The organism is Paraburkholderia phenoliruptrix, assembly GCF_902859825.1.
Classification (GTDB): Bacteria; Pseudomonadota; Gammaproteobacteria; order Burkholderiales; family Burkholderiaceae; genus Paraburkholderia; species Paraburkholderia phenoliruptrix.
The window spans coordinates 391516-413788 of the sequence record NZ_CADIKB010000001.1; the positions used below are offsets into that span (position 1 = coordinate 391516).

The following is a 22273-nucleotide window of genomic DNA, read 5'->3' on the forward strand; positions in this document are numbered from 1 at the left end:
CTACATGCGCAACTTGGCTTCCACGTAGAAGGTGCGTCCGGGATAGGGGTGATAGACGAAGTAGCGCGCATCGAAAATGTTGTCGACGCCAATACCCACTTCGCTCAGCTTTGTCGGCCTGAACGTGAACTTCGCATCTGCCACCGTGTACGAGCTCGTGCCGCCGAATACGTCCGGATTCGTGTCCGCATTCGTGAGTGTGTTGTACTGGCGGCCGGAATAGCGCGCGGCCAGTGTGAGCGCCGCCCGCTCGTCAAAGCGGTAAGTCGCCGCGACATTCACGCGCCACAACGGAATGCGATAGAAGTACTTGCCGACGCTCGCCGGATTCTGTGCATTCGCAACGATCTTCGACTGCGTATAAGCGACGCTCGCCAGCAGGTCGAGGCCGCGCACGAATACGTCCTCGCCTGCGTAACTCGTTTCCACGCCTCGCGAACGCACCTTGCCGATGTTCTGGAAGTTCGTCACGTTGGGAATGACGGTGGTGTCCGTCTGGCTGAAAATCGTGTTCTTCACGTCGTCCTGGAACAGCGAGAAGCGAAAAATGCCGTTCCAGTGCGCCCATTCGGCGGTCAGCTCTTTCGAAAGATCGTCCTCAGGTTTCAGGTTCGGATTGTTGTTGATGATTGAAGAGCCGTTGATTTGCCCCTGGAACAGCTCGCTGACGGTAGGAAAGCGATATGCGCGGCCAACTGACGCACGTAACGTCAGATCGTCGCTGACGTCGAACGAGAGCGAAGCCTTTGGCGAGAAGTGCTGCTGGCTGGCGTCAGCGAGTGCCGCAGTCGTCCTCGGCAACGCTTGCGAACCGTCGTACGCGCGCCAGTCTTCATACCGCACGCCGTATACGAGTTTCCAGCGCGGCAGAAAACGCCATGCGTCCTGCGCGTAGAGCGCCTGAGTCTGCGTTTTGCCAGCGAACGCATTGGCGAACGAGCGGGCGGCGCCGTCACGCCAGTTGTTTGTCGAATAGCTTTCGTTGTCGAGAAAGTAGTTGTCGTAGTGATAGCCGAAGGCGAGCGTGTGATTGAAAAGACCCGCTTGCGTCGAGGCCGGCGTGTAGGTGCTGCGCAAGTCGAGCGTCTTCCACCCTGTGCCGTCGCCGAAAGTCACGGTGCCTGCGCCATTGCCGGGCGCGCCGGAATTCGCGAGACGCGCGACGCTATTGCCGATGTCGTAATACGAAGCGGTGGCCTCGCCATTCCAGCCGGCGGCGTTGCGCGTTTTCAGCGTCACGCCGTAGAGCCAGTTCTCGCTATGGCCGAGGCTCGGCGCGAATGCGGCCGCGGGAATGGTGTACTCGTAGCCGTCAATTGAAACCTTTCCGCTATACACGGGGTTGCCGTTTGCGTCGCGCAGAAAGCTCGACGTTTCGCTGTTATACGTCTGATGCCAATAGCCCAGTGTGAAGCCGCCTTGCAGTGTCGGCGTGAAGTCGTACTGCATCTTCAGCTTGAACTGATCCTGTACGGTGTGTTCAATACCTTCGCCGTTAATGCCCAGTATCGCGGTCGGCGTGTTTGTCTGGTTGTTGTAGAAGTACGCGCCCGTCACCGGCGTATCGCCGGCTTTTGCGGGCGTGGCCGATCTGGCCAGCGTCGCGAATTGCAGCGGCTGGCTCGTGTTTTCCAGATGATTCACGCCGAGCAGAAACGAGAACTTGCCTATCCGGTTGCCGATGGACGCGCTCGCTTCACTGCCGTTGAAATTCTGATTCACGCCGTAGAGGCTGAAGTGCTGCGTGAATGCTTTGACGTCGGCTTCCGCTTCTAACTTCTTCGGCATGCGCGTCGTGATCAGCACTGTTGCCCCGAGCGAATTGCCCGGATAGAGCGCGGAATACGGTCCGTAAATGACGTCGACCTGTTGCACCTCGTCGGGAAAGACCATCGACCAGCGCGGCGGAAAAGAAAAACTGTTGCCAAGCAGATTGCTGAGCAGCAATCCGTCGGCATAGACGAGGCCACGCGCGCTCTGCGTATTGCTGGTGCCGCGCACCGCGATGATCGAGTTCAAATCGCCGATAAAACGCTTGCGCACCGCAAGGTTCGGCATGTACTTGAGCACGTCCTCTGTGTTGACGACGTTCCAGTTCGAGAACCGATCGCGCGTGAGCGTTTCGACCGAGGCAGGCAGATTCGGATCGACGGCGCGCGGTGTGACGCCCTGATTTAACGCGCTACTGGCGCTGACGCTGACGGCGGGCAGCGTCGTGTCGGCACTCGTCGTGTTCGTCGTGCCGGCGTGAACCGGCGCGGCCGCGAACGCCGTCGCGGCAACGGGCACGAAGGCGGGCAGCCTTCGCAAGGCGAAGAGAGGCATGGGAGTTTCCTTGATGCATGGCATGGACGATCGCGCACACGGTCGGCGCTGGCGACACATGCGGCCCGAACGGGCCGAACGTCGCAAACGCGCGCGGGCGATCAGGAACAGCGGCGATCAGGAAACGGCAGGCGGTGCTCTGGGGCGTCCGGAAGGAAATGCGCCGAGCGGTGTAAAGCGGGTGGAGAGCGTGGGCGGTGCGGTGCCGGTCATGACGACGGCAACCGGCGGTTCTGTCGCGGCCACCGTGGGCATCGCGACATGATGCTGCAATAGATGACAGTAGCCGCAAGCGCTGAACGCATCGTCGTGGCCAAGATGCACGGCCGCCGCCTCAGCGTGGCCGGCATGGTCCGACACGCCGGGCTGCGCGGCCGGCAGCGCCGAACACAGCGCGGCGATCGGCTCCGGCACGCGGTGCGACGCGAGCACCTGGCTCACGACCGGCGCGAACACGACGAGCCACATGGCGATGAGGCCAAGCCAGGCTGTCAGACGGTTGCGAGAACGTGGAGTCATGGGGATGAGCAGGAAACGCGGGCGATTCTAGCACTGCCCGCAGCATTTTTCTGCGTGATGCCAGGCATATCCGCGGATTGAAGGCTGAAATCCGCTCATTTCCCGCCGTTACAGCCGGGCCGGATCGCTTAATCTGCGTGGTACATGTCGGCCTTTTGGCAACACGGGCGATCCCCCACGTGGACGCCGCACTCGCAACATGATTGGACTCATGACTCTCGCCCAGCCGCTCGCCTCCTCCATCGCACAACTGAACCAGCGCGCAATCGCGTTGTACGCCGCCGACGATTTTGCCGCGGCATTGTCGACGGTCATGCCCGCCGTCGAGTGCGACGACAGCACGCTAGACGATGCGGCGATACAGGCGATGGCCGACGCGCTCAACATTGCGGGCGCTTCGTCGTGCCGTCTCGGTCAGGTGGACGACGCCGAGCGTCATTGGCGCCGATGTCTGCGCATCATGCCCGGCTACTCCGAGGTTTATGAAAGTTTCGGCGCATTGCTGAAGATGCGCGGCCGGCTGTCCGCGGCGAAGGCGATCTATCGGCAGCTCATCGCGTTGCAGCCCGATCATGCGGACGCTCACCATCAGCTAGGGGCTGCGCTGTACGCGCAGGGCCGGCACGAGGAGGCCGAGGCGTCGTACCGGCGCGCAGTGACGCTTCGTCCGGAGCATGCCGAGGCGCACTATAACCACGGTGTCGTGCTGCACGCGCTGCGGCGTCTGCACGAAGCCGAGGCGGCGTACCGCGAGACACTGCGGCTTTTGCCGGCGCACGCGGAGGCACATAACAATCTCGGCAATGTGTTGATGGACCTGGGCCGTGTTGCCGATGCGGATGCGGCCTATCGCGACGCGCTCACCATCAGGCCGCAATATCCGGAAGCATTGAATAATCTCGCGGGCGCGCTCAAGGCAGCACAGCGCCTGACTGAAGCCGAACTCGCCTGCCGGCTTGCATTGACCATGCGCCCGGATTACGCCGAAGCTCATGTCAATCTGGGCGCGGCGCTGACCGATCTGGCGCGGCTGCCCGAGGCCGAGGCGGCCTACCGCAAGGCCATTGCGTTGCGCGCCGATTACGCCGAAGCGCATTACAACCTCGGCGTCGTGCTCTTCAAGCGGGAACGCCTGGAGGAGGCCGCGGGCGCCTATCGCGAAGCGGTGCGCCTGCGTCCCGACATCGCGCCCGCCTATAACAACCTCGGTTGCGTGCTGCGCCTCGTCGACCGTCTGCCTGAAGCCGTCGAAGCATTCCAGCAGGCTCTCTCGCTTCAACCCGATCTGGCCGAAGCGCATTACAACGTGGGTGCCGCGTTTGCGCAACTCGGGCATTGGTCCGAAGCGGAAAGCGCTTACCGCCGCGCGCTTGCCTTGCGCTCCGATTACGGCGATGCGCGCTTCGGGCTCGCGGTGTTGCTGCTCGGCATAGGGCGCTTCGAGGAGGGCTGGCCGCTCTACGAGTGCCGCTATCAGCAGGCGGGCTTCGTGCATCGGCAGACTGTACAGCGGCTTGCCTGTCCGCAGTGGCAGGGCGATGCGCTGTCCGGGCGCTCATTGCTCGTCTGGCAGGAAGATGGCCTTGGCGACATGTTGCAATTCAGCCGTTATTTCGCATTGCTGAAGGCTCAAGGCGCCGCGCATATCGCGTTTGCCTGCATGCCCGCGCTGCAAAGATTGATGTCGCGCGTCGACGGCGTGGACGCGGTGCTGGATCACGACACGGCCGCCGCGCGCGCGTCGAGCTACGACTGCTGGACGAGCCTGCTGAGCGCGCCGCTGCATATGCGTACCACGCTGGACACCATTCCGCGGCCGGTCCGCCTCGCCGCCGAACCGGCGCTCCTCGAAAAATGGCGGCCTTTGCTTGATGCCTTGCCGCCGCGCCGCAAGGTCGGTCTCGTGTGGAAAGGCAATGCGAGGCATCACAACGACGTGAACCGTTCCATTCCATCGCTCGCCACGCTTCTCCCGCTATGGAGCGTGCCCGGCCTTTGCTTCGTGAGTCTGCAGAAAGGGCAGGGCGAGGACGAAGCGAGCAACCCGCCCGCTGCTCAGCCCCTGCTTCACGTTGGTTCGATGGTGACCGATCTGGCCGACACGGCCGCCATTGTCGCCCAGCTCGATCTGGTGATTTGCGTGGATACGTCTATCGCCCATCTTGCCGCGTCGCTCGCCAAGCCCTGCTGGGTGATGCTGCCGGAAAAGGACGTGGACTGGCGCTGGATGCACGCGCGCAACGATTCGCCGTGGTACCCGCACACGCTGCGGCTCTTTCGCCGCGAGCGAGGCGAGGACTGGGCGACGACGGTCGAACGAGTCCGGCAGGCGTGCGTGGCGCGCTTCGGCGTGCGCGATTAGTTGCCCGTGCAGCTAACGCGCGCGCTTCGGCTTTGATTTCTTGCTGGACGTGTTGAGCGCGATCGCTGCGTGAATGAGCGCCTTGAATGCATCCGCGTCGAGTTCTTCGCCTTCGCGGATGTCGATTGCCCGCCTCGCATTGCCGTCGAGACTCGAGTTGAACAGCTTCGCGGGGTCCGGCAGCGAGGCGCCTTTCAGGAAGGTGAGTTTGACGACCGACTTGTACGACTCGCCGGTGCAGAGGATTCCGTCATGCGACCAAACGGGTGTGCCCATCCATTTCCATTCTTCGGTTACCTCCGGATCGGCCTCGTGAATGAGCTGGCGCATTCTGCTCAGGGTCGCGCCGCGCCAGTCCGCGAGATCTGCGATTCTTTGGTCTATCAGTTCCGAGGCCGGCTGTGCTTCGGCAGACGCTGATCGGTTCATATTGTTCTCCTAAGCGTTTTCCGTTCAGAGGCCGAATTGCTTCGCGTACTCGCTGTTCAGCCGCGGCCATTCGAAATTCATCGCATCGCCGGCAACGATACGCCCAAGCGGATCGTCGGCGAGGAAATGATCGAGCACGTCGAGGCAGATGTGCCAGCCGGCCGCGCCCATCGAGATGAACTTGCGGTCGATGTTGTGCCACAGCGTGAGACGCGTGCCGTCGCCGAGCGGCTCCAGTTGCCAGCGAAGATCGTTCTCGCCCCAGCGATACTCCAGTACGTTCGGCGCGTCGGCACGCGTGATCTGTGTCTCGGAGACCTGCGGAGTGGGCGTGCCGACCGTGGAAAGCTTGACGGACCCTACCGATGCAAGGCTGCGGTCCGCGTCGAACGGCGCCCATTCGCGCAGGCTCGCCGGGTCCGTCAGCGCGTGCCAGACCCGCTCGGGGGAATGACGCAGCTCGCGCACGAGCACGAGCGTCCACCTGTCTCCGTCTTTCTGAACTTCTGCGCCGGCGGCAGGGCCGGGCCTGTATGCGTTGCGATTGCTCATCGTTTCTTGTCCTTGCGGCGTGGTTCGGGATGGGTCTGATCGAGATGACGCTCGAGCGCGTCAAGATGAACCGACCAGAAACGGCGGAATGGGGCGAGCCACGCGTCGATCTCCATGAGCGGCTCCGGTTTGATCCGATACAGGCGCCGCTGCGCGTCGACGCGCGACTCCACGAAGCCCGCCTCTCGCAGAACGCGCAGGTGCTTTGAAACGGAAGGCTGCGAGAGGTTGAGCTGCTCCTCGATATCGCCCACGGACCGCTCCGAAGATGCAAGCAGACTGAGAATGGCGCGACGGCTCGGCTCGGCGATGATGGCGAAGGTTGAGTCCATGGTGCTTATATACCTCGTGAGGCATATAAGTGTCAACTCGCGGGGACGGCGAGGTTCGCGACGCGAAGCACGCACGTGGCTGCGCCGCTGTCTGCCGGCCATGCTGCTGACAATGAAATGTGCGTTGTACTTAGTGACGGCGACGGCATCGCCGAGCACGAGAAACCGGCCGGTACGGCAACGATTCGTAATTCGGTCGGCCGCTCATTGGAAGACGTCGCGCGACAACGCGACAGGCGGCGTGATCCGTGCCGAACCCGGCGCCGGACAGATAAGGGTTAATCCTGGCGGCGAATGGCGTGCCAGGAACGGTTGCACCGACGTTGCCGCAAGTCCGGCGCAACCATGCGATGGGGCGATGCAACCCACGGCAACCCGTGCTCGAGCCCTTATTCTGCGATGGAAAAACGCGCCGGACGGCTTTGGGTCGACTCGCTGGGCCGCTCGACACGCGCCGTGGCGCCGCGAATGAAGAGCACTGCGCAGAACGCGACCATCGCCCAAATGCCAAGAATTACCGTCAAAGCGCTCATTTCGTGTCTCGAAGATTGGAAACTGCTGTTGTTGTGTTGCCCGTGCCGCCATGGCCGGCCGGTTAGTGCATCGTGGGTTGGTCGGTGCCGCAGGAAATCAGCTCGTCAATCAGGTGCGTCGCGACGCCAAGCTGCTGTACCAGCGACTCCCGCGCTGCATGCGCCGCACTTTCATCACCGCGCGCCGCTGCATTGTACGTCTGCATCGCGAGATGCAACACATTCTGCGAAGCGAGATGCAGCCCGTGCATGGTCTGGCTGTCGGTTGCCGGCGCCGGGTTGCGCCATTCGGCCGTTGCCGGGTCGTAGAGGTTTTTGTCGAACTGGCGATTCGGGCGATGACGGGAAGACATGTGGGGCTCCAGGCGCGATTGGCACGATGTCAGTGTGCTCCCGGCAGCCGCAGTTCAATTCGTCGAATAGCGGGTGTTTTTGAAGGCAATCAAGGGCATGGGCGGCACGCCGGGATTTGACTGCAGAAATAGCATGTCTTGAGCCCGGCGCAGACGCGAGTGGCTGTCGGCCGATCCCGCATGTCAACCTTACCGATAAGCACATCATGTGATAGCGCACACCTCTCCAGGTGTTTGCCCGATACAAGCGAAACCGATGAGACCCGCGTGAGTTGCAGAGCTATTTCGCGCACAAGCACGTATCTGCGAAGATAGTTAATTCGGATACCAGAATAAAACGCGGCTGCCACCGAAAGCCGAAAGCCCGTGAGCTGGCGCGCGGCGCAATGCTCGCATCCCACGCTTCTACAGCAATGCGATGTTCAGTCGCCACGCCCCGGTCGACCGGTTTGCTTTCGGCGTCGACATCATTCACCGCTTCTAACCGATTAGCCGGTCCGACGCTGTGCCAGAAGCCAGGCGGCAGGTGAGCCCGGTTTTCTTCGCGGAACGGTTATTGCTCCCGTGTTGCACGAAATCGAATGGCGGTACCCGGGCCGCCCGCGAATTCTTCCGCGAAAACAGCAAGCAATTAACAAGGGAGACAATCATGACGACCAAGCCCACGATCTTGGCGACGCCGGCCGATCCGGCCGATCCAGGCCGCCGCAAGATTCTTGCTGCGCTTGCAGGTTCCATCGCACTGTCGGCTTGTGGAGGCGGCGGTGGCGGCGGCAGCAGCGGCGGCTCGGGTTCAGGCGCGCCGCAGCCCGTCGGCACGATTCCGCCCGACCGCGCGAATCTTGCGCGCCCCGCGCTGCCTGATCCGGCCACGTCGGGAATCGATCACGTGGTGCTGGTCACCATGGAAAACCGCTCGTTCGACCACTTGATGGGCTGGGTCCCGAACGCCGAAACTGCACAGGCCGGCCGAACCTTCAAGGATGCGTTCGGCGAAACGCACGCTCCCTTTGCGCTCGCAACGAACCCCGCGTATGGCTATCAGGCATGCTCGTTCGCCGACCCCAATCATTCGTACGACGCTGGACGCATTCATCTCGCCAATGGCGCCATGAACGGCTTCCTGCTGACACCCGCCACGAGCCTCACGCGCGGCGATCTGCTGCCGATCGGCTATTTCCAGTCCGCGGACCTCGACTTCTATCGCGGCGCAGTCACCCAGTACACGGTCTGCGACTACTACATGAGCGGCATTCTCGCCGACACCTATCCAAACCGCGTGTATCTGCACAGCGGGGAAACGGACCGCCTGTCGGACACGCTCGACACGTCGTCGCTGCCGACCATCTGGGATCGCCTCGACGCGAAGGGCATTTCTTCGACCTATTACTTCCACGACGTGCCGTTTACCGCGCTGTACGGCACGCGCTATGTGGGCCGCTCCAAGCTTTTCTCCGGGTTTCTCACCGACGCGGCGGCCGGCACCTTGCCCTCGTTCTGCATGGTCGATCCGAGCTTCGGCGGTGAGGCGCAGGGCACGTCGAACGACGACCATCCTCAGCCGACGTCCGCAACGGCCAGGTGCTGCTCGGTCAGATCTACGACGCCTTGCGCACGAGCCCGAACTGGAGCAAGACGCTGATGATCATCGTGTACGACGAGTGGGGCGGTTTCATGGAACACGTGGCGCCGCCGGTCAAGCCTGTGTCCAGTGCGGAAGCTGCGCTCGGCAACGACGGCCGGCTCGGTTTCCGCGTACCGTGCATGCTGCTCGGCCCGCGCGTGCGCGCCAACTACGTGTCGCGCTATCCGTTCGATCCCAGTTCCATTCACCAGCTGCTCGCCTGGCGCTTCGGCCTCGATCCGCTTGGCGTGCGTGCGAGCGATTCGACGACATTCAATATGGCATACGCACTCGACTTTACCGATCCCGCGCGCACCGACGCGCCGGCCATTGCGGTGACTCAAGGCACGTTCGGTTCTGCCTGCTCCAATATCTCGACGGCGACGTCGGGCGCGAGCGGGATCGCGCAACTGGACAAGAGTCAGTTGGTGCCCAATACGGCGATCAGTGCGCCGGGAGGACGTTTTGCGGAGTTGCGGACCAAAGCGGACGCGTTGGGCTTTCCAGCGCCGAAGTAATCAGTTGCAATTGAGAGGATCGGCTTGCCGCTGCTCGCGCCGCGTCGGAAGTCAGAACAACTGCTTTTGGCCGGACGTGAGCCGTGTAAAGTCGTCGCGCAGCAGCGGCAAGATTGCATCGGCAACGGGTTGCAATTGACGCGTGAGGTAGTGTTCGTAGTCGATTGCGGAACGCAGTGTTTCGAGCGGCTCGGGGCCGGCAATCGTCATCACGTAGCTGATCCAGCCGCCGTTCTGGTATTGCAGCGGACGGCCCTGCCGGCGGTTGAATTCGTCGGCCACGCGGGCGGCGCGCACATGCGGCGGCACATTGCGTTCGTAGTCGCCAAGCGGTCTGCGCAGGCGCTTGCGATACACAAGCTGATCGTCGAGCTTGCCGGCGAGCGTATCGCGCACATAGTCGCGCACGTAGTCCTGATAGGGCTGCTGCGTGAAGATGCGCCTATAAAGCTCTTGCTGGAACTGCTGCGCGAGCGGCGTCCAGTCGGTGCGTACCGTTTCAAGGCCCTTGTAGACGATCTCTTCGTGCCCGTCCGCCGACACGGTGAGCCCGGCATAGCGCTTCTTGCTGCCTTCTTCCGCGCCGCGAATCGTCGGCATGAAAAAACGCCGGTAATGGCGCTCGAATTGCAATTCGAGCGCGCTGTCGAGCCCGAAGCGCCGTTGTAAATCTTGCCGCCACCATGCGTTGATATGTTCAACGAGCGCACGTCCGATGCGGCCCGCGTCGTCTTCGTCATGAGCGTGCCTGAGCCAGACGAAGGTCGAGTCCGTGTCGCCGTAGATGACTTCATAGCCTTCGGCCTGGATCAGCTCGCGTGTGCGGTGCATGATTTCATGGCCGCGCATGGTAATCGACGAGGCCAGACGCGGGTCGAAAAAGCGGCAACCGGTTGAACCCAGCACGCCGTAAAACGCATTCATGATGATCTTCAGCGCCTGCGAGAGCGGTTTATTGTGCTCCCGCTTGGCGGTTTCGCGGCCTTGCCAGACCTGGCCCACGATCGACGGCAGACAGTGGCGCGTGCGTGAGAAGCGTGCGCCGAGAAAGCCCGGCACGGACTCATCGTCGCCGGGATGGAGCATGCCTTCCACGAGCCCGACCGGGTCGATCAAAAACGTGCGAATGATCGACGGATACAGGCTCTTGTAGTCGAGCACCAGGACCGAATCGTAGAGGCCCGGGCGTGAGTCCATGACGAAACCGCCCGGACTCGCGGCGCCGGCCACATCGCCGACGTTGGGCGCCACATAGCCTTGCCGGTGCATTCGCGGCATGTACAAATGCGTGAACGCCGCCACCGAGCCGCCGCTGCGATCGGCGGGCAGGCCGGTTACGGTGGCGCGTTCGAGCAGAAACGGCAGCAGTTCCGTTTTGGCGAAGATGCGCGTGACCAGTTCGCAGTCCTTCAGGTTGTATTGGGCGAGGGCGGGCTTGTCCTCGTCGAAGCGGCGCTGGATTTCATCCATGCGCTGATAGGGATTGTCGATGGATTTGCCTTCGCCCAGCACGGCTTGCGACACATGTTCGAGGCTGAACGACGGAAAGCTCCACGTGGCTGAACGCAGCGCCTCGATGCCGTCGATAATCAATCGTCCCGCGGCGCCCGCGAAATAGTGGTTCTGTTTCAGTCCGTGCTCGCGCCACTCCATCACGGCGCCGCCGCGTCCAAGCCGCAACGGCACGCGGTATTGTTCGGCGTGCTGCTGCAGCACCCGCAAGTCGAACTGCACGAGATTCCAGCCGATGATCGCATCGGGATCGTGCCGCTCCATCCACGTGTTCAATTTTTCCAGCAGCTGTGCGCGCGTTTCACAGTATTCGAGGTCGAAGTCGAGCTTGCCCGCATCGCCGTTCGGCGGCCCGAGCATGTACACCTGGCGCTGGCCGCAACCTTCGAGAGCGATCGAATACAGCTCTGCGTGAACACTGGTCTCGATGTCGAGCGACACCAGCCTCAATGAAGGCCGATAGTCCGCAGCCGGTTTCAGCTCGCCATTCACGAGCGCCTTGTCGCTCTTCCGCTCGCCGCTGAACCATACCGGCGCGGTGATGAAGCGCTCCATCATATAGCGCTCCGGCGGAAAGACATCGGCCTCGTAAACCTCCACGCCGCCTTGCTTCAGGCGCTTCTCGTAGCCGGTCAACTGGCGATATTGCGGGCAGTAAAGTCCCAGCACCGGCCGGTGATGAAAGTCTCGCAGTTCGAGGGAGCGCAGATCGCGCGGTGCCTCGCGGCGCAAAATCGTTTCTGCGCGTTCGCGCTGTTCCGTAGGAATGAATGCAACCGATGTTTGATGGCGCAAACGGATGTGACGGGGCCCGGCGTCCGTTGCCAGCCAGAAATCGACTTCGGTACCGGCGGGCGTGTCCCGCCAATGCCGCGTCAAGATGAAACCCTGCTCGAACTCTGTCAAACCCACCACCTGTGCCATGGAAACGGCGCGTCGTCGCCTGATGCGATTTTACCGCCAGGCGCACACAGCGGCGCCCGGTGCTCGCGGGCGCTCATGTCACCGGGCATGCAGCCGCGCGGCGGAGCCGGTATGATGGTTTCGCAGCGTGTGTTTCGGCGCGATCATGCGCTGGTGAGTCTTCTAAAACAGCGGAGTATATGAAATGACTTTGGGCAAACTTCTGGTGGCGGCTGCGGTGGCCGCAGCGAGCTTCGGCGCGCACGGGCAGGTCGCGGGCACGCAACCGCTTGGCGTGACTGTCGAGCAATCGAATGCGTTGTTAAGCGGGTGGAGCGTGAAAAAGAGCATTCTCGGCAAGGCCGTGTACAACGATCAGAACGAGAAGATCGGTTCTATCCGCGATCTCGTGGTGGCGCCGGACGGCTCGCTGTCCGCAGCGATTGTCGCCGCAGGCGGGTTTCTCGGCGTTGCGTCGCATGATGTAGCGGTGCCGATTGCCGCGCTCGACATTCGTTCGGGCAACTTTTATCTGGCCGGCGCGACGAAGGCGGCGTTGAAGGCCACGCCCGAGTTCCAGTACAACAAGGTACAAACGCCGCCGAAGCCGAAGAAGCTGTCGGCGCAGTGATGCACAGCGCACGGTGACTTCGGAACGGGACCGTCCCGTTTGCAGGCCGGACGCACGCGCCGGCCTGCACGTCTCTTCACGCCTCGAGGGCGAGCGTCGCGAAGGTGCCCAGCCAATGCTCGCCCATGTAGTCTCCGGCCACATGAGGCAGCGCACTTTGCAAATGCCGCTCGGCGGAATCGAGCAGCGCGGCCCGGCGGATGTCGCCCGCGGGCAATGCCCGGGCGAGCGAGCGCTGGCACCAGGCGCGACTCAGATTGAGGCCGTCCAGGTGTGCAATCTTGCCGTCGGTGCGGTCCGTGACGGTGACCGGCTCGAATAACGTAGTGGGCTTTTTCGCGCCCAGATCGGGCAGAAAGCGTCCGAACCAGTCGACGAATTGTGCGGGCGGCAAAACACGCCGCATCAATTCCGCTTCCATCAGCGAGGGCGAGAGGAATTCGTCGCCGGCAGGCTCCCACGCCTGGCACCCCACGTCATGCAAAAACCAGCGCTCCGCGGTGCTGACGATCAACGCCTCCAGCGAGCCGTGCGAGGTTTGTCGCGCGAAATCGAGCGTAAGCGCGAGCGCGAAGGCCATGTTGAAATGCGTGCCCACCCGCAACGGATAAGTGGCTTTGGGCAGGAACGTCTCGAAGCGCTCGACGAAAACCTCGGTAAGCGGCGCAAAGGTCTTCGACCAGCGCGCGCCGTGCGAGAGCTTCAACGCATGCAGTTGGGCGCTGAGCGTGAGCAACCACGCCCAGCCATACGGCCGTTCGAAGCCGAGGTTATGCGGCAGGTCGAGGTAAGCCCGCTCGCCGGCGACGTTCGCAGCCGTGAAGTGCTCGTCGACCACAGCGACGATACGTTCGGCTTCCGGCAGATCCGGAAAGCGCTCGATAAGATGAAGAACCAGCCAGTAGCCATGCACGCAGGAGTGCCAGTCGTAGCTGCCGTAAAAGATGGGATGCAACGCGCGGGGGCTTTGCACATCTTGCGGGCCGGCGAGCGAGTGTGTGAGTTTGTTCGGATATTCGCGCGTGAGGTGAGCGAGCGCGAGATTGGCGAATCTGGAAGCGAATTCGCGGGTGAGCAGGGCGGTCATCGGCGGTTCCTCGAAAGCGGAATACGAACAGGCCACTAGTATCGTATTGGCGGCGCGCAATAGCAAAGCTCTGAACGTTGTGCGCTAGCGGATGCGCTGTCGATATTCTAGTCGCAGCAGCGGGACTGCCGCGATATCGGCATTTGCCGAAGCGAACGGCGCGTAATTGCGGCTAAATCTGCCGTTAGCGTTTTTTGCTGGTGCGCGCGCAAGACTCTCGCGGGAGACGGCGAGCGGATCGTGTTTCTTTCCGGTTCTTTGCGCGGTGGCTGCGGTTTATATGTGCGTGCTATGGTCGCGCTCCGTCCCAAGTCATGCGTCTTTCCGCCGACAACACGAAGATGGAGCAGTTCTTTATGCGGCGCGCGAGCGCCGTCAATTTCCTGCTGGCGCGCCGGCGCGTGTGCCTCGATAAGATTGCGTCCGCAACGAGTCCGGAATGGGAGCGCGAGCGCGAAGTGGAGTTAATCGAGCGTCTCGTACTCGACGTTCGCGCCGGGCGGCTCAGTACTTTCGAAATGATGCATGCAAAAGCGGTGACGGTGGTCGTCACCGATTGAGCGCCCGCTATAGGGGCGGCTTCAGAAGCGATAGCCGACGGAGACAAACGACACGATCGGATCCAGCTTCAGCTTGGTCGTGCTCGTGACCGTGCCGACCGAGGACTTCGTGGTCAGCGTCGCCCGCGTGGAGAGCCACATATACGAGAGCGACAGGTCGACCGACCAGTGCTTGTCGATGTCATACGAGAAGCCCGCATTGACCACTGGTGCGAATGAGCTGCCGAGCCTGGCGGTTGTCGTACCCTCCAGTGCGGTGCCATATGTGGATGAATAAAGGAAGCTGCCGCTCGACACGGCCGGACTCAATTTCACGCCGCTATACCAGACGTATGCTGCCCCAGCGCCGAGATAAGGACGGAACCGGCTCTGCGGATCATTGAAGTAGTACTTCATCAGCAGTGTCGGGCTCCATTCGTATGCGGACCCGATCTGCCCGAGTGCCGCCAGCGAACCGGTACCGGTCAGATTGAACTTCGGCGGAATGCCGAACACGACGGTGGTCGCAATATGATTGGTGAAGAAATAGGTCGCCGTGAGGCCGAACGTGTCCGAATCGTCGACGCTCGCGCCGGTGCCGGTTCTCGTGGCGCTCGTGCCCAACGCATTGACCGTCAGCGGTTTGCTCGAGTCTTGGGGCGCGAGATGGAACCACCCCGCGTTCAGCACGAAATCGCCGGCGCTTTGCGCGTGAGCGGCAGTACCCGTGAACAGTGCGGCGGCCAAACCGAGTACCCGTGTGTGCTTCATCTTCGTCTCCTTCTGTCTGTTATGAGTGGTTCGCCAGGGACGATTCTATGCGTACGGTCGTTCGGTTTGTCGCGTGCTTTATTGAACTTTGCCTCTGTAATCTGGTAAGGATTTAAAGCTCGCAGTCGGTCAGGCCAAAGCCAAAAGCCCACTGGTGAGAGCGGGCTTCCGGTTGCCTTTTTTGAAAGAGAGAAATGCGCTCTCGCAGAGAATAAATCGCGATGACGCGGGGCTATTTAACCCTGCCGCAAACATGCGGCGCAAGCGTTAAAGCAGAGTTCTCAGGCTTGTTTGTCTTTTGTTTTCTTACTTGCTGCGAATGGCGTCAACGAGGTGATTGTCATGCCGGAAGATAAGTCATCCGTGCGTCCAGTACTGAAAGCGGAAAGCAACAGAGCGCCTCGCCTTACGCATTGCCCCGCGAATTGGCCCGCGCCGCGCTGCTGCACGCAAATATGCGCGCAAACAAGCCACGCGATACTTCTTGCGCCTCTGCCGCTTCCATCACATGGCGCCACCAACGCTCGCCGCGATGCGGGGCGGCGAGATCGAGCCGCTCGCCCATGCGCGGTGTCGAAAGCGCGACGCCGCGCGCCGCAGCGAGTCCAAGTACGCGCTCGAACGGCTCATACCACCGGTGCATGGCGAGATCGAATGTGCCGTTGTGAATCGGCACGAGCCAGTGGCCGCGCAAATCGACATGGGCCTGCACGGTGTCTTCAGGCTGCATGTGGACATAGGGCCACTGCGCGTCGTACGCGCCGGTTTCCACGAGTGCCACGTCGAACGGCCCGAAGCGCTCGCCGATCGCCCTGAAGCCGTCGAAGTAGCCGGTGTCGCCGCTGAAGAACACGCGCAGGTCGTCGTCGACAATAACCCACGAGGCCCACAGCGTGCTATTGCCGTCAAAGAGGCTGCGCCCGGAAAAATGCTGCGCGGGCGTCGCCGTGAATGCAATACCGCCGACGTCCACGCTTTGCCACCAGTCGAGCTGACGCACCTTGTTCGCGTCGATACCCCATTCGATCAGCCGGTCGCCGACGCCGAGCGGCGTGACGAAGCGCTCGGTCGTGGCGGCGAGCGCGAGCACGGTTTCGCGGTCGAGGTGATCGTAGTGATCATGCGAAAGAAGCACGCCGGCGAGCGGCGGCAGATCGGCGAGCGCGATAGGCGGCGCATGAAAACGCCTGGGACCGACGCGACGGAACGGCGAAGCGCGTTCCGCGAACACCGGATCGGTCAGCCAGAACCGGCCGCGCAACTTGAGCAACAGGGTCGAATGTCCGAGCCGGTAAAGGCTGCGGTCGGGCGCCGCGTGAAGGTCGTCGCGCGTCAATGCGTCGATGGGTAAGGCGCCTTGCGGCACCGTGCCCGAGGGCTTGTTCAACAGCACATTCCACGCAATGCGTAAGGTTTTGCCGAATCCTTCGACGGGACGCGGCTTCACGTTGCGAAAGCGCTCGCCGTCGTGCTGTGCCGAGAGGCCGGACAGCGCGCGCCCGCGCCTCGCGGCGTGAACCCCCAAGGCACGGCTGATGGAGTCGAGAAACGATGTCATGTACGCCGCCCCGAAGTCAGAAAGTAGACTGAGGAGTGTACTTTATAATCTCAAAAAGTAAACTGCCCGGTGTAAAATTTCTGGATGGACCCCACCGTCACTCATCAACGCCTGACCGACCGCAAGCGGGTCGCCGTGATTGCCGCGGCGATCGACGAATTTCTCGCGGCGGGCTTCGACGGCACCAGCATGGACCGCATCGCCGCGCGCGCGAACGTCTCGAAGCGCACGGTCTATAACCATTTCCCGAGCAAGGAAGCGCTGTTCGCCGAAATCCTGCGGCAGTTGTGGGACGCGAGCCATGCCGGCGACGCGTTTGCCTATCGGGCGACGATACCGTTGCGCGAGCAACTGGTCGAACTATTGATGCGCAAGCTGCGGCTTCTCAACGACGAATCGTTCCTCGCGCTTGCCCGCGTGGCGATCGCCGCGGGCATTCATTCGCCGGAACGCGCGCGGGACATGGTCGCGCGCCTCGGCGAACGCGAAGAAGACATTACCGTATGGATACGCGCGGCCGCAGCGGACAAACGTCTGCGGATTGCGGATCCGGTGTTCGCCTCATCTCAGTTGCAGGGCCTCGTCAAGGCGTTTGCGTTCTGGCCGCAGGTGACGATGGGCCAGCCGCCGCTCAGCGAGACCGAACAGCAGGCCATTGCCGATTCCGCCGCCGACATGTTTCTCGCACGCTATGCCTGAGTATGCCTGAGCACCGGCGCGCTTACGCTTCGTCCTCCCAATCGTGCCATTCGACGCGATAAGCCCGCACATAATCGCTGACTGCGGCACCCACGGTCGGCATGAAACACCGTTCCCCGAGCTGCTCGAAAATGCCGTAGCGTTTGAGGCTGTCCTTGACCGGCCCCTTCAATTCCGCAAAGCAAAGATCGATGTGCATCGCCTCGAGCTGTTCGACGAGTTCGGCCAGCATGTCCGCAGCGGTGATGTCGATGTCGGTCACGGGCTCGGCGGCAATCACGATGCGGCGTGTGGGCGCGGGTGCAGCGTCGATCGCCTGTTGCACACGTTCGCGGAAAATCTGCGTGTTGGCGAAAAAGAGCGGCGCGTCCCAGCGCAGGAGTACGAGCCCCGGCACGCGCCGCGCATCGGGATGCCGCGCGATATCGTGGTATCCCTTCACCCCGTCGAGGCGCCCCAGCACCGCCGCATACGGCCGCCACGCGCGCCACAGAAACATCAGCACGGCGAGCGCCAGGGCGATTCCCACGCCTGTCACGACGCCGGACAGCACGACGCCGAGGAAACAGACGACTGCCTGCACGAGCTCGCCGCGCCGCAGGCGATATAGCCGCAGCACGCCGCGCGTTTCGAGCAGGCTCAGCGAAGCGGCGATGACGACAGCCGCGAGCGCGGCCTGCGGCGTATTGCGCAGTGCCTGCGGCGCGAACAGCAAAAGGCCGGCGACGATTGCGGCGGCCACCAATCCGGTGAGTTGCGTCTTCGCTCCGGCGGCCTCCGCGACCGGCGTGCGCGAGCCGCTTGCGCTGACGGGAAAGCCCTGAAACAGCGCGGCAGCCACGTTCGCGACGCCGATTGCGAAGCATTCCTGATTGCGATCGACGTGTTGCCCGCCGCGCAGTCCATAAGTTTGCGACAACAGGCTGACGTCGGTCAGTGTGACGAGTGAAATCGCCAACGCGGTCGTGCCGAGCACGAGCCACTGGCTCAATGCGAGCAGTGGAAATTCAGGCGCCGGTAGACCGCGCGGCACGCTACCGACGACGGCAATGCCCGCACGTGCCGCCAGATCGGCCCACGATGCGGCCAGCGTGGCCGCCGCGACCGCGATAAGAACGCCAGGCAGTCTGGGCGCCCAGCGCCGACAGGCCAGAATCACGACAAGCGAGCCCGCGCCGATGGCGAGCGCCGCGCCGTTGATCTGGCCCGCCAGTACGCCGCCCGCCAGTTCGTGGACCCGCGCGAGGAACGATTCGCCCTTCACCGGAAGCCCCAATATCTTGGGTAACTGACTAATTATGATGGTCAGCATGATGCCGTTGAGATAGCCGTGGCGTATCGGCGTGGAAAGGAGATCGGCGATATAGCCGAGTTTGAGGAGGCCCACGGCCATGCACAGCAGGCCAGAGAGCAGCGCAAGAGCGCCCGCCAGCATGACCGCCTGCGGGCCGCCGTGCGGTGCGAGCGGTATCGCGGCCGCGAGAATCAGCGCGACCAGCGCGGAATCCGGTCCTACCACGAGGATGCGGCTCGAGCCAAACACGGCGTAGGCGACGAGCGCCGCAAGCGACGCATACAGGCCCGCCACAGAAGACATGCCCGCAGCCTCCGCATACGCCATCCCCGCCGGGACCAGCACCGCGCTCAGCGTGAGGCCCGCGGCAGCGTCGTGCGGCAGGCAGGCGAGCCGATACTCGCGCATCCACGTGAGCGCCGGAACCCAGCGCGCAAGCCGCGCGAGAATGCTGGCGTGACGCCGCGTCGCCGCCGGCTCTGTGTGAACTTTGCCCATCTGCACGCAGAATCACCTCGCAGGTTGCATGTGCGGACGTTCGTCTCCATGCGAGGCGGGCTCAAAACGGGCGCAAGTCATGCATGGGTTAACCGTATGCGTTGCCGTCTTTACCCTGCCATGCGAACTCGCAAGCATTGAACCATCCGCACGAGGTTGTACTGGCGACCTTGCGCTACCCGAAGCAATACCAGGCCTGAGCGCCTACAGCCTACAGATTGCGCTTTTTACATGGCATTGCAAGTTGTACAGGGACAGAAGGCGGTCGCATATTGCGAAGCCGTGCCGTGTCGGCATGCGGGCGATGCGTCTATTTGCAGGCGCTTTTGCGGCAAGTGGCCGATGTGCGCACGATCTGTCGAAGCAGCCGCGCCTCGCCAAGGGCGAAAAGCGTGACATTCGATGCTCACCAGCGATGAGGAGATTATGATGGAACCCGTATTGAGGAAGGCGATGGCCGCCGTATTGATCGCGGCGCTGGCAGGTGGCACTTTGGGCTGCAAACGCTCCGGCTCGAACGATACGGCGGGAACCGCGGGCATGAGCGGGCCGGCTGCGACGAGCAACAGCATGGCGCCGCCAGCAACGGCCGCGTCCGGCGCGAGCCAGTAAGCCGGCAAAGCGGGCCTTGCCTCGCGTGACGCGCCATGCGTCGCGCGCGGCGATCCGCAAGCACTGGGGTTCGACGCCGCGCCATCCGCCATGCAAGAGGGGAATGACATGCGCGCAATGGTGTTCGACGGGACCGCTCCGGTGCTGCGTGAAAGGCAGATGCCCGAGCCGCGGCCGGCCGCGGGTCAGTTGCTGATCGACGTTCACGCATGCGGCGTGTGCCGCACTGACTTGCACGTGATCGACGGAGAACTCGCGCATCCGAAAGAGCCCCTCATTCCCGGACATGAAATCGTCGGGACCGTGGCGGCGCTGGGCGACGGCGTCACGGGCTTCGCGGCAGGCGATCGCGTCGGCGTGCCGTGGACAGGCTTTACCTGCGGCCACTGCCGCTATTGCGCGAGCGGCCGCGAGAATCTATGCGACGAGCCCGGCTTCACGGGTTACACGATCGACGGCGGTTACGCGGAACGCACCGTCGCCGATAGCCGCTACTGCCTGCACCTGCCCGAGCGCTATGCCGATGTCGAAGCCGCCCCGCTTCTGTGCGCGGGCCTGATCGGCTACCGCACGCTGAGCATGGCGGGCGATGCCCGCGCAATCGGCATCTACGGGTTCGGTGCGGCCGCGCATATCGTCGCGCAAGTGGCGCTGCACCAGGGGCGCACGGTGTTCGCCCTGACGCGCCCCGGCGACACCGCCGCGCAGCAGTTCGCGTTGCGGCTCGGCGTGCAGTGGGCCGGCGGCAGCGACGAGACGCCCCCGGAGCAACTCGACGCAGCGCTGATTTTCGCGCCTGCCGGGCCGCTCGTGCCCGCAGCGTTGAAGGCGGTGGCGAAGGGCGGCGTGGTGGTGTGCGGCGGCATCCATATGAGCGATATTCCGTCGTTCCCGTACGCGCTGTTGTGGGGCGAGCGGCGCGTGTGTTCGGTTGCCAACCTCACGCGCGCGGATGGTCACGCTTTCATGCAACTCGCGGCGGATGTGCCGCTCGACATCGAGACCACGCCCTATGAACTCGCGGATGCAAACCGCGCGCTAAACGACCTGCGCGACGGCAGCGTCAACGGCGCGGCCGTGTTGTGTATGCGGTAGGGCGAGCGGGGTACCGCTAAAAAACTAGCGCGGTTCGGCGGCAGGATCATAGGGCACGACGCGTTCGTGTTCGTCTGGCTGATTGCGCGCCACGATTGCTCGCGCGGCGACCCGCTCGTCGAGATTGAACGGCTGGTGCGGCACGCCCGGCGGAATGAACAGAAAATCGCCGGCCTCGGTAATCACGGACTCGCGCAAGCCGGGACCATAGCGCGTCTCGACCCGGCCTTCGAGCTGATAAATCGCCGTTTCAAAGTCGGCATGATAGTGCGGCTCCGCGTGAGCACCCGGCGGCACGACGACCAGGTACATCGACAAACCCGTGGCTCGCGCAGTGCCGGCCGAAATGCCCACGAAATAGGGCAGACGCTGGCTCGTCGCCATCGCGTTGCCGGGACGAACCCTGACGACGGTGGGTTCTGCATCGTGCAGGACGTTCGACATGGCGGCTCCGTTGGCGGGTGCGGGAAGGGTCGTGGTTCAGGCGTGTAGCGAAAAGTCTAGTCGATAGGTGCGGGGTTTGCCGGACCTTCCGCGGGGCATTATCGGCCCGGCGAGGCCCGTTTGCGCTTGCCGCGCGCCGGGTCCTGACTGCGCAGGATGTCCTTGTCGCGAGCCAGTGCGGCGCGCAAACGCGGCACGGTGAAATCGATAAAACTGCGGGTTTTCAGCGGCAATTTTCCCTGACCTGCATGCATGACGCTGACAGGCACGGGCTCGGGTTCGAAGTCGCGCAGCACCCGTTTCAGTTTTCCTTCGCTGACGGCGCCGGCCGCCTGATACGACAGCACGTTGGTCAGGCCGACACCGGCAACGGCGGCATCGATCGCCGCCTCCACCGTGTTCACCGACAGTCGCGCATAAACCTGCACCGTCTGCTGCGGGCCGCGAGCGGACGCGAAATTCCATAGGAATGCAGAAGGCAGCGCGTCCGAAACAATGCATGAAAAGCGCGCGAGATCGGCAGGTGTTTTTGGCTCGCCGGCTTGAGAAAGGTAATGCGGACTCGCGCACACGACGCGGCCAACGGTGCCCACCTCGATCGCGACCATGCTACTGTCGGGCAGCTTGCCGATGCGCAGCGCAACGTCGATATGCTCGTCGAGCAGATGCAGATTGCGGTCGGCCAGCACGAGCCGCACAGTAATCTCCGGAAAAGCCGCGAGAAAATCACTGACGATGGGCAGCATATGCAGCCGCCCGAAGACGACAGGCGCGGTCACCACCAGTTCGCCGCGCGGCGTGCTGTACTCGCCTGCTGCGGCGCTTTCGGCTTCGCTGACCTGCTCGAGAATCTGCTTGCAGGCCGCGAGGTAGGCAGCGCCCGCGTCTGTCAGCGTGAGCTTGCGCGTGGAGCGCACAAGAAGACGCGCGTTCAGATGCGCCTCCAGTTCCGCGACTTTGCGGCTGACGGTGGGCAGCGGCATATGCAGCTTGCGGCTCGCGGCGGAGAAACTGCCGCTTTCCGCCGCGGCGACGAGAATCGACATTGCTTCGAGACGGTCCATGAACCCCCACGCTCATCGA

At 63.0% G+C, this 22273-nt stretch carries 19 protein-coding genes and 1 pseudogene; 7 read left to right on the forward strand and 13 right to left on the reverse strand.

Going from position 1 to position 22273, the window contains the following annotated elements:
* Both HV711_RS01805 and HV711_RS01810 read right to left on the reverse strand, forming a co-directional pair.
* Positions 1 to 2325, reverse strand: coding sequence for a TonB-dependent receptor (locus HV711_RS01805; RefSeq protein WP_035480298.1), 2325 nt, complete (start codon positions 2323 to 2325; stop codon positions 1 to 3).
* A 117-nt stretch (positions 2326 to 2442) separates the two neighbouring features.
* Positions 2443 to 2844, reverse strand: a complete 402-nt coding sequence (locus HV711_RS01810) for a DUF2946 domain-containing protein (protein ID WP_035480299.1) — start codon at positions 2842 to 2844, stop codon at positions 2443 to 2445.
* A gap of 211 nt (positions 2845 to 3055) precedes the next feature.
* Here HV711_RS01810 and HV711_RS01815 point away from each other — a divergent pair, with 211 nt between their 5' ends.
* Positions 3056 to 5206, forward strand: coding sequence for a tetratricopeptide repeat protein (locus tag HV711_RS01815; RefSeq protein WP_035480300.1), 2151 nt, complete (start codon positions 3056 to 3058; stop codon positions 5204 to 5206).
* Positions 5207 to 5218: 12 nt separating this feature from the next.
* Here the strand turns inward: HV711_RS01815 and HV711_RS01820 are convergent, their stop codons facing one another.
* From HV711_RS01820 to HV711_RS01835, 4 genes are all read right to left on the reverse strand, one after another.
* Entirely contained in the window at positions 5219 to 5635 is a 417-nt protein-coding gene (locus HV711_RS01820; protein ID WP_013590584.1) for a DUF1801 domain-containing protein, read from the reverse strand.
* A gap of 24 nt (positions 5636 to 5659) precedes the next feature.
* Positions 5660 to 6187 carry an SRPBCC family protein gene (locus HV711_RS01825; protein ID WP_035480301.1) on the reverse strand — a complete coding sequence of 176 codons (528 nt, stop codon included), beginning with the start codon at positions 6185 to 6187 and terminating at the stop codon, positions 5660 to 5662.
* Positions 6184 to 6519 (reverse strand): ArsR/SmtB family transcription factor, encoded by a 336-nt coding sequence (locus HV711_RS01830; RefSeq protein WP_035480302.1) that lies wholly within the window; start codon positions 6517 to 6519, stop codon positions 6184 to 6186. The genes HV711_RS01825 and HV711_RS01830 overlap by 4 nt, the downstream gene beginning before the upstream one ends.
* Positions 6520 to 7114: 595 nt before the next feature.
* Positions 7115 to 7405: a hypothetical protein gene (locus tag HV711_RS01835; protein ID WP_035480304.1), complete on the reverse strand. Its 291-nt coding sequence runs from the start codon at positions 7403 to 7405 to the stop codon at positions 7115 to 7117.
* Positions 7406 to 8054: 649 nt separating this feature from the next.
* Between HV711_RS01835 and HV711_RS01840 the strand changes: the two are divergent.
* Positions 8055 to 9547, forward strand: a pseudogene (locus tag HV711_RS01840) (alkaline phosphatase family protein).
* A 51-nt stretch (positions 9548 to 9598) separates the two neighbouring features.
* On the opposite strand, the gene HV711_RS01845 reads toward HV711_RS01840, so the two are convergent.
* Positions 9599 to 11983, reverse strand: a complete 2385-nt coding sequence (locus tag HV711_RS01845; protein ID WP_175144965.1) for a DNA polymerase II — start codon at positions 11981 to 11983, stop codon at positions 9599 to 9601.
* 184 nt (positions 11984 to 12167) lie between these two features.
* On the opposite strand from HV711_RS01845, the gene HV711_RS01850 reads away from it, so the two are divergent.
* Positions 12168 to 12593, forward strand: coding sequence for a PRC-barrel domain-containing protein (locus tag HV711_RS01850; protein WP_028360776.1), 426 nt, complete (start codon positions 12168 to 12170; stop codon positions 12591 to 12593).
* Between the two features lie 76 nt (positions 12594 to 12669).
* On the opposite strand, the gene HV711_RS01855 is transcribed toward HV711_RS01850, so the two are convergent.
* On the reverse strand, positions 12670 to 13680 hold the full coding sequence (locus HV711_RS01855) for a DUF2891 domain-containing protein (RefSeq protein ID WP_013590576.1): 1011 nt from the start codon (positions 13678 to 13680) through the stop codon (positions 12670 to 12672).
* Positions 13681 to 13994: 314 nt separating this feature from the next.
* Here HV711_RS01855 and HV711_RS01860 point away from each other — a divergent pair, with 314 nt between their 5' ends.
* Positions 13995 to 14240 carry a hypothetical protein gene (locus tag HV711_RS01860; RefSeq protein ID WP_244142618.1) on the forward strand — a complete coding sequence of 82 codons (246 nt, stop codon included), beginning with the start codon at positions 13995 to 13997 and terminating at the stop codon, positions 14238 to 14240.
* Positions 14241 to 14261: 21 nt separating this feature from the next.
* On the opposite strand, the gene HV711_RS01865 is transcribed toward HV711_RS01860, so the two are convergent.
* Positions 14262 to 14990, reverse strand: a complete 729-nt coding sequence (locus HV711_RS01865; protein WP_035480305.1) for an OmpW/AlkL family protein — start codon at positions 14988 to 14990, stop codon at positions 14262 to 14264.
* Positions 14991 to 15396: 406 nt separating this feature from the next.
* Positions 15397 to 16548: an MBL fold metallo-hydrolase gene (locus HV711_RS01870; protein ID WP_035480307.1), complete on the reverse strand. Its 1152-nt coding sequence runs from the start codon at positions 16546 to 16548 to the stop codon at positions 15397 to 15399.
* A gap of 84 nt (positions 16549 to 16632) precedes the next feature.
* On the opposite strand from HV711_RS01870, the gene HV711_RS01875 reads away from it, so the two are divergent.
* Positions 16633 to 17247, forward strand: a complete 615-nt coding sequence (locus HV711_RS01875) for a TetR/AcrR family transcriptional regulator (protein WP_013590572.1) — start codon at positions 16633 to 16635, stop codon at positions 17245 to 17247.
* 22 nt (positions 17248 to 17269) lie between these two features.
* On the opposite strand, the gene HV711_RS01880 is transcribed toward HV711_RS01875, so the two are convergent.
* Positions 17270 to 19039 carry a SulP family inorganic anion transporter gene (locus tag HV711_RS01880; RefSeq protein WP_035480310.1) on the reverse strand — a complete coding sequence of 590 codons (1770 nt, stop codon included), beginning with the start codon at positions 19037 to 19039 and terminating at the stop codon, positions 17270 to 17272.
* Between the two features lie 402 nt (positions 19040 to 19441).
* Here HV711_RS01880 and HV711_RS01885 point away from each other — a divergent pair, with 402 nt between their 5' ends.
* Both HV711_RS01885 and HV711_RS01890 read left to right on the forward strand, forming a co-directional pair.
* Positions 19442 to 19651, forward strand: coding sequence for a hypothetical protein (locus tag HV711_RS01885; protein ID WP_244142619.1), 210 nt, complete (start codon positions 19442 to 19444; stop codon positions 19649 to 19651).
* Positions 19652 to 19759: 108 nt separating this feature from the next.
* On the forward strand, positions 19760 to 20746 hold the full coding sequence (locus HV711_RS01890; RefSeq protein WP_035480312.1) for a zinc-dependent alcohol dehydrogenase family protein: 987 nt from the start codon (positions 19760 to 19762) through the stop codon (positions 20744 to 20746).
* Positions 20747 to 20770: 24 nt separating this feature from the next.
* On the opposite strand, the gene HV711_RS01895 is transcribed toward HV711_RS01890, so the two are convergent.
* Both HV711_RS01895 and HV711_RS01900 read right to left on the reverse strand, forming a co-directional pair.
* Positions 20771 to 21190: a cupin domain-containing protein gene (locus HV711_RS01895; protein WP_028360783.1), complete on the reverse strand. Its 420-nt coding sequence runs from the start codon at positions 21188 to 21190 to the stop codon at positions 20771 to 20773.
* 98 nt (positions 21191 to 21288) lie between these two features.
* A complete protein-coding gene (locus HV711_RS01900) occupies positions 21289 to 22254 on the reverse strand; it encodes a LysR family transcriptional regulator (protein ID WP_035480313.1) in 966 nt (321 codons plus the stop codon).
* Between the last annotated feature and the right edge of the window lie 19 nt (positions 22255 to 22273).